Annotated in this window: 8 protein-coding genes; all 8 read left to right on the top strand. The window is 49.0% G+C overall.

Going from position 1 to position 5,515, the window contains the following annotated elements; all coding sequences use genetic code 11:
* Window positions 1-224: 224 nt before the first annotated feature.
* Window positions 225-932: a YphA family membrane protein gene (locus AC1DWB_RS30770; RefSeq protein WP_477544908.1), complete on the top strand. Its 708-nt coding sequence runs from the start codon at window positions 225-227 to the stop codon at window positions 930-932.
* A gap of 68 nt (window positions 933-1,000) precedes the next feature.
* Complete coding sequence (gene der / locus AC1DWB_RS30765; protein WP_477544907.1) at window positions 1,001-2,323, top strand: ribosome biogenesis GTPase Der; 1,323 nt, start codon at window positions 1,001-1,003, stop codon at window positions 2,321-2,323.
* 12 nt (window positions 2,324-2,335) lie between these two features.
* Window positions 2,336-2,956 (top strand): glycerol-3-phosphate 1-O-acyltransferase PlsY, encoded by a 621-nt coding sequence (plsY, locus tag AC1DWB_RS30760; protein ID WP_477544906.1) that lies wholly within the window; start codon window positions 2,336-2,338, stop codon window positions 2,954-2,956.
* Between the two features lie 39 nt (window positions 2,957-2,995).
* Window positions 2,996-4,036, top strand: coding sequence for an NAD(P)H-dependent glycerol-3-phosphate dehydrogenase (locus tag AC1DWB_RS30755; protein WP_477544905.1), 1,041 nt, complete (start codon window positions 2,996-2,998; stop codon window positions 4,034-4,036).
* A gap of 79 nt (window positions 4,037-4,115) precedes the next feature.
* The gene (locus tag AC1DWB_RS30750) at window positions 4,116-4,397 is read left to right on the top strand and encodes a stage VI sporulation protein F (RefSeq protein ID WP_477544904.1); all 282 of its coding nucleotides are present in this window, start codon (window positions 4,116-4,118) and stop codon (window positions 4,395-4,397) included.
* 150 nt (window positions 4,398-4,547) lie between these two features.
* Entirely contained in the window at window positions 4,548-4,727 is a 180-nt protein-coding gene (locus tag AC1DWB_RS30745) for a DUF2768 family protein (protein ID WP_477544903.1), read from the top strand.
* A 56-nt stretch (window positions 4,728-4,783) separates the two neighbouring features.
* Window positions 4,784-5,080 (top strand): 2Fe-2S iron-sulfur cluster-binding protein, encoded by a 297-nt coding sequence (locus AC1DWB_RS30740; protein ID WP_477544902.1) that lies wholly within the window; start codon window positions 4,784-4,786, stop codon window positions 5,078-5,080.
* Window positions 5,080-5,515: hypothetical protein (locus tag AC1DWB_RS30735; protein WP_477544901.1), on the top strand; the 436-nt coding region annotated here is incomplete at its 3' end. The genes AC1DWB_RS30740 and AC1DWB_RS30735, both read left to right, overlap by 1 nt.

Below are 5,515 nucleotides of genomic sequence, written 5' to 3'. Positions count from 1 at the left end.
GAACGAAAATGTGTCATTGTCCAATCAATCGATGAGCATGACGCTGGGCGAACGATTCGGAGACAAACTCAACAAATTCAAATAAATGATTGTATGAACGTAGCGGCTTCCTCAGGGAAGCCGCTATTTGTATTCCGGGACACTTTGGGGAGAAGTTATGGGGTTAAAACATCTGACAAACAGCAATACTAGGCAGAGCAAGTAACGCGCAGGTGATAATGAATATGAATTCAGGATATTTAAGCCTTATTGTGATGATTGTGACCGTTATCCTATTCGCAAGCGGCTGGAAATCAGCAGTCGTACCCGGTGTTCGCGACAGAACTATCGTTTGGTTCATCCTGTGTTGGCTGCTGTTAAGCCGGATCCACATCCAATGGCCAGGTGCATCTAATGTGGAGATTAACTTAGTACTCCTTCTAGTGCTGATCTTCACGATGAAGCATATTGGAACCCGGTCCTCATGGTTGGCTGGTCTTCACTTGGTGTCGATCGGCTTGTTCCTGGCATCGTTGTTTTATTTACTTCGGCACTTGTCTCAAGCCGACCCTTTGTTTTTCCCGTATCATTCTCCCTCGGCTGCAGCTATTCCCATCGGAATTGTGGCGGTGCTGTTATGTAGAAAAGCAGAAGACCAATTGACGGTAGTATCGTTTGGACTGTTGGCTGGCACTGCGCTGTATACACTAGGTCCCCATCATACGTTTCCTGTCGTGTTGGGCGGGAGCGTATTCCAGGATCAATGGTGGATGGCAGTTGCAACTGCCCGGTCCGTGTCCTTATGTCTGGAGTCCGCTTGGTCGCTTGGCGCTGAAGCTGTACGAAGTTGGCAAGCGAAGAGTGAACGAAAGCGGGATGGAAGGAACGACATAATGGCAGAAAACCGATTTTCCGCCATACAGACTCAGGTGGAGGAACGGGAAAAGGATTAGCCATTTGTCTACTTTTTTGCTATGATGTTAAGCGGTGAGAATTCGAAAGAGTAGGAGTTGAGCGTCAAATGGCAAGACCTATCGTCGCAATTGTGGGCCGCCCGAATGTTGGGAAGTCGACGATATTTAACCGAATAGTTGGTGACCGGCTGGCCATTGTAGAAGATAAACCGTATATTACCCGGGACCGACTCTATGGAATTGGGGAATGGATGGGAACTTCTTTCAGTATTATAGATACTGGCGGTATAGAGATCGATGGAGAAGACGAAATATTGAAGTTGGTCCGCACCCAGGCTGAGCTGGCCATAGAAGAAGCGGATGTCATCATCTTCATGGTGGACGCAAAAGCTGGTGTGACCGCTTCCGATTCAGAAGTAGCAAAGATGTTGTACCGTGCTAACAAACCGATTGTGCTTGCGGTTAACAAAGTAGATAACATGAAGCGTCAAGACGACATTTATGAGTTCTATTCACTTGGCTTCGGGGATCCGATCAGCATATCCGGTTCGCATGGTATCGGGATTGGCGATCTGCTTGAGATTGTCACAAGTAAGCTTCCGGAGAAACAAGAAGATGAATACGGCGAGGATACGATTCGGGTAGCCTTGATCGGACGTCCGAATGTAGGGAAATCCTCACTCGTGAACGCGATATTAGGTGAAGAACGAGTAATTGTCAGTGAACAAGCAGGTACGACACGTGATGCGATTGATACACCGTTCGAGAAGGACGGTCAGAAGTATGTACTGATCGATACGGCAGGTATGCGCAAGCGGGGGAAAGTGTATGAAACGACGGAGAAATACAGCGTCATGCGTGCGATGCAAGCCATTGAACGAGCAGATGTGGTGCTGGTCGTCATTAACGGAGAAGAGGGCATTATTGAGCAGGACAAGCACATTGCTGGATACGCACACGAAGCGGGGAAAGCGTCTGTATTCGTCGTGAACAAATGGGATGTTGTCGATAAGGATGACAAGACTATGCAGCAGTTCACCCAGAAGATCCGCGATCACTTCTTGTTCATGACTTACGCGCCTGTCGTATTCGTGTCTGCCAAGACGAAGCAGCGTTTGCAGAAACTGCTGCCACATATCGTAGAGGTGAGCGAAGCCCATGCGCAGAGAATCCAGACACATCTGCTGAACGATGTTATTTCGGATGCCGTGGCAATTAATCCACCTCCGACGGACAAAGGCCGAAGATTACGCCTGAACTATGTCACGCAAGTGTCAGTCAAACCTCCAACGATCGTATTCTTCGTGAACGATCCGGAGTTGATGCACTTCTCATACGAACGATATCTTGAGAATCGGATACGGGATTCGTTCGGATTCGCCGGAACTCCGCTTCGCTTGTTTACTAGAAGGAAATCTGACGACGAATAGGGGAGAGTTGTTGTGCAGGCAGCATTATGTATCGTGATCGGGTATTTGCTAGGCTCGATAAGCTTCAGTTACTTGTACGGCAAGTTGGCCAAAGGGATCGACATTCGCAGCCACGGCAGCGGTAACGCGGGGGCGACGAATACGCTCCGAGTACTTGGTGTAGGTCCTGCCATTGCCGTTCTGTTGCTCGATGCTGGGAAGGGCGTGGCGGCTGTTCTGGTCGGCCAATGGCTTGGAGGCGACAACGCCTGGATTCCTGTTATGGCAGGCCTCGCGGCAATTATTGGCCACAACTGGCCGGTTTACTTTCATTTCAAGGGTGGTAAAGGTATCGCTACCACAGTTGGTGTAGCAGCCACCCTCTGTTTCCTGCCCACCCTATTTGCTGGCTTACTTGCAATTGCTTGCATCGCTCTGACCCGTTATGTATCGTTGGGTTCTTTAATCCTGACCGGAACGTTGCCTTTCTTACTCATGATCATGAGCAAGCCGTCCGAACTTATTATAGCTAGCTTCATTATCGCACTGTTCGCCTTCATCCGTCATCGCACGAATATTGTCAAGCTGATTAAGGGGAAAGAAAACAAAATCGGCTCGAAAAAAGATCGGACACAGACGCACGCAACTAAATAGTTACAATCACCCTTGAGATTTCGAGAGGAGGATGTTCCGATGAATCAACGCCGAGTGGCTGTAATGGTCGCTGGAAGCTGGGGAACCGCGCTTGCTTCAGTGCTGGCAGATAACGGAGTCGAGGTCCGATTATGGACCCGTAACGCGGATCAGGCACTCGAGATTAATACCCTGCACACGAATCGCAAGTCGTTGAAGGATATTACGCTTTCGGAGCGGATTCGCGCAACGACTAGTGTAGAGGAAGCGATATCTGGTGTGGATACGGTACTATTCGTTGCGACTTCCACAAGCATGAGGGAAGTAGCCAGGTTGGCCAGTCCATACATCTCGACCGAGACTGCGGTTATTCATGCGACCAAAGGATTTGAAGCGGAGACATTGAAGCGGATGACGACCGTTCTTGCTGAAGAGCTGCCGCAGATCGATCCGCAGCGAATTGTCGTGCTGTCCGGGCCGAGCCATGCGGAGGAAGTCATTCACCGTAGTCCGACGACTGTGGTCGTCGCTGCCGGAGAGCTTGACGCCGCCGAGCAGGCTCAGGATTTATTAATCAACTCGTATTTCCGCGTCTACACGAATCCGGATGTTACTGGTGTCGAGGTTGCAGGTGCATTGAAGAACATTATCGCTCTCGGAGCAGGACTCTCAGACGGTCTCTCGTTCGGAGACAATGCGAAGGCTGCGCTCTTAACAAGAGGATTGGCCGAGATTGCCAGACTCGGGATTGCCATGGGAGCGAATGAACTTACGTTCACAGGCTTAGCTGGTGTAGGTGACCTGGTGGTGACTTGTACGAGTCAACATAGCCGCAACTGGAGAGCTGGTTATATGCTTGGTCAAGGGAAAGGGCTTGAAGAGGTGTTGGAATCGATGGGGATGGTCGTAGAGGGGGTCAAGACGGCCAAAGCGGCTTACGCCTTGTCCCGAACTTATCAGGTTGCCATGCCCATTACAGAGCAGTTGTACCATGTATTGTTCGAAGGTAAATCGCCGGAGTCCGCAGTGAAAGATTTGATGGGCCGGGTACGTACCCACGAAATCGAAGAAGTTGCAGCCGATTCCATGAAATTTGTCTAGTAGTAACTAGTTAGAAGCCCATACATAAGCGAAGCCGACCTCATACTATACCACTAAGTCTGGTTTAGGGAGGTTTGGAATGAGCACTGGAGATATGTCGAAAGACGTGTTGAATTCGATTAAGAAGAAGACAGGTAAAAATGTGTCGGAGAAAGACATTCAGAAGTTGGCGAGTGGAGTGAAACCTTCGACCTATCAAAGCGAGAAGCAGCTTCGACAGCTAATTAATCAAGTAGCCGGCATGGTTAATGTACCGGTCTCAGAAGCAACGATTAATGAAATTATAACAGCGGTGCAGAAAAGCGGCGTCAATCCGAACAGCATGGAAGCACTTATGAAACTGTTGATGGGGAAGAAATAAAGATAAGGGCTCCGCGAGGAGCTCTTTTTCTTTTATGTAAACGGGGTCCGGTTTCACAAACGATTCGAGGAATGATATAATCAAGGTTAGGTTTTCACGACGGACGGATCGATATGATAACCGACTACATAGTCATCGGGAGAGATACTAATGGACGGCTTGACGAAAATGTGGGCTTCTTTTACCGGAATGGGGCTTATGATTGCGGCCTCTTTCTTGATTACATTCGCACGTATCAAGTTGAAAGGTTTTTTTCGAGTAATCGTTACCATCGTTGCTTTTATTCTTCTGCTCGTTTCCATCGTGTATATGCTTATTTCTATTCTATAACTTGTCATAGTCAATCTAGACCAGCAGCATAAGATGAACTTGGGGGTCATAACGAAATGATAGAGCTAAAAGGCCGCACAAAACGGATGACAGTAGAGTCGGAGTCGGGATTAACGATTCTGGACCACGCCTTGAAGCATAGCGTCGATTGGGGATTCTCTTGTACGAGGGGGACGTGTGCGCGTTGCCGCTGTTACGTCGTGGAAGGAAGAGATGCCTTGGCTGCCCCGAACGAAGCGGAGGAGATTCGTCTGGAGCCGGAAGAACTCGAACAAGGATACCGACTAGGATGCCAAGCTGAAGTGAAACATAGTGACGCACATATAGTGGTTGCGTTGAAGCCGTATTTCTGATGAATAATCCGTCATTGGAACGACTTCAACCTACGTTGCAAGTATTGTTGGACACCCTATCTTCGGCTAATACTTGCTGGCTTGTTGGGGGGAGTACTGGATTACTGCTGCACGGCGTAAGTATTGGTGCAGAGCCACGTGATCTTGATTTGTACGCGGATCGTCCGCGTATTGAGGGACTCTACAAGGCGCTATGCAGCTATGCGCTGGATCAACCGCAAGATAGTATAACGGGAATGTATCGATCTAACTTAAGTCACTACAGCATTCGTGGTGTTACTGTGGAGCTCGTCGGCAGTCTCGAAGTGGATCGCGGCTCGGCCCGTTATGAAGTAGAGGCGGAAGCTGTTATGAATGACTATGCATCCGATATTCCGCTTGGCAAGTCGTTTATCCGTGTGATGCCACTTGTCCATGAGTTACTATTCAATGTGC

The sequence above is a fragment of the Paenibacillus sp. P4_E11 genome (assembly GCF_056401635.1).
The sequence above is the reverse complement of the archived record's forward strand: the minus strand, read 5'-3'. Positions and strand labels throughout refer to the sequence as shown.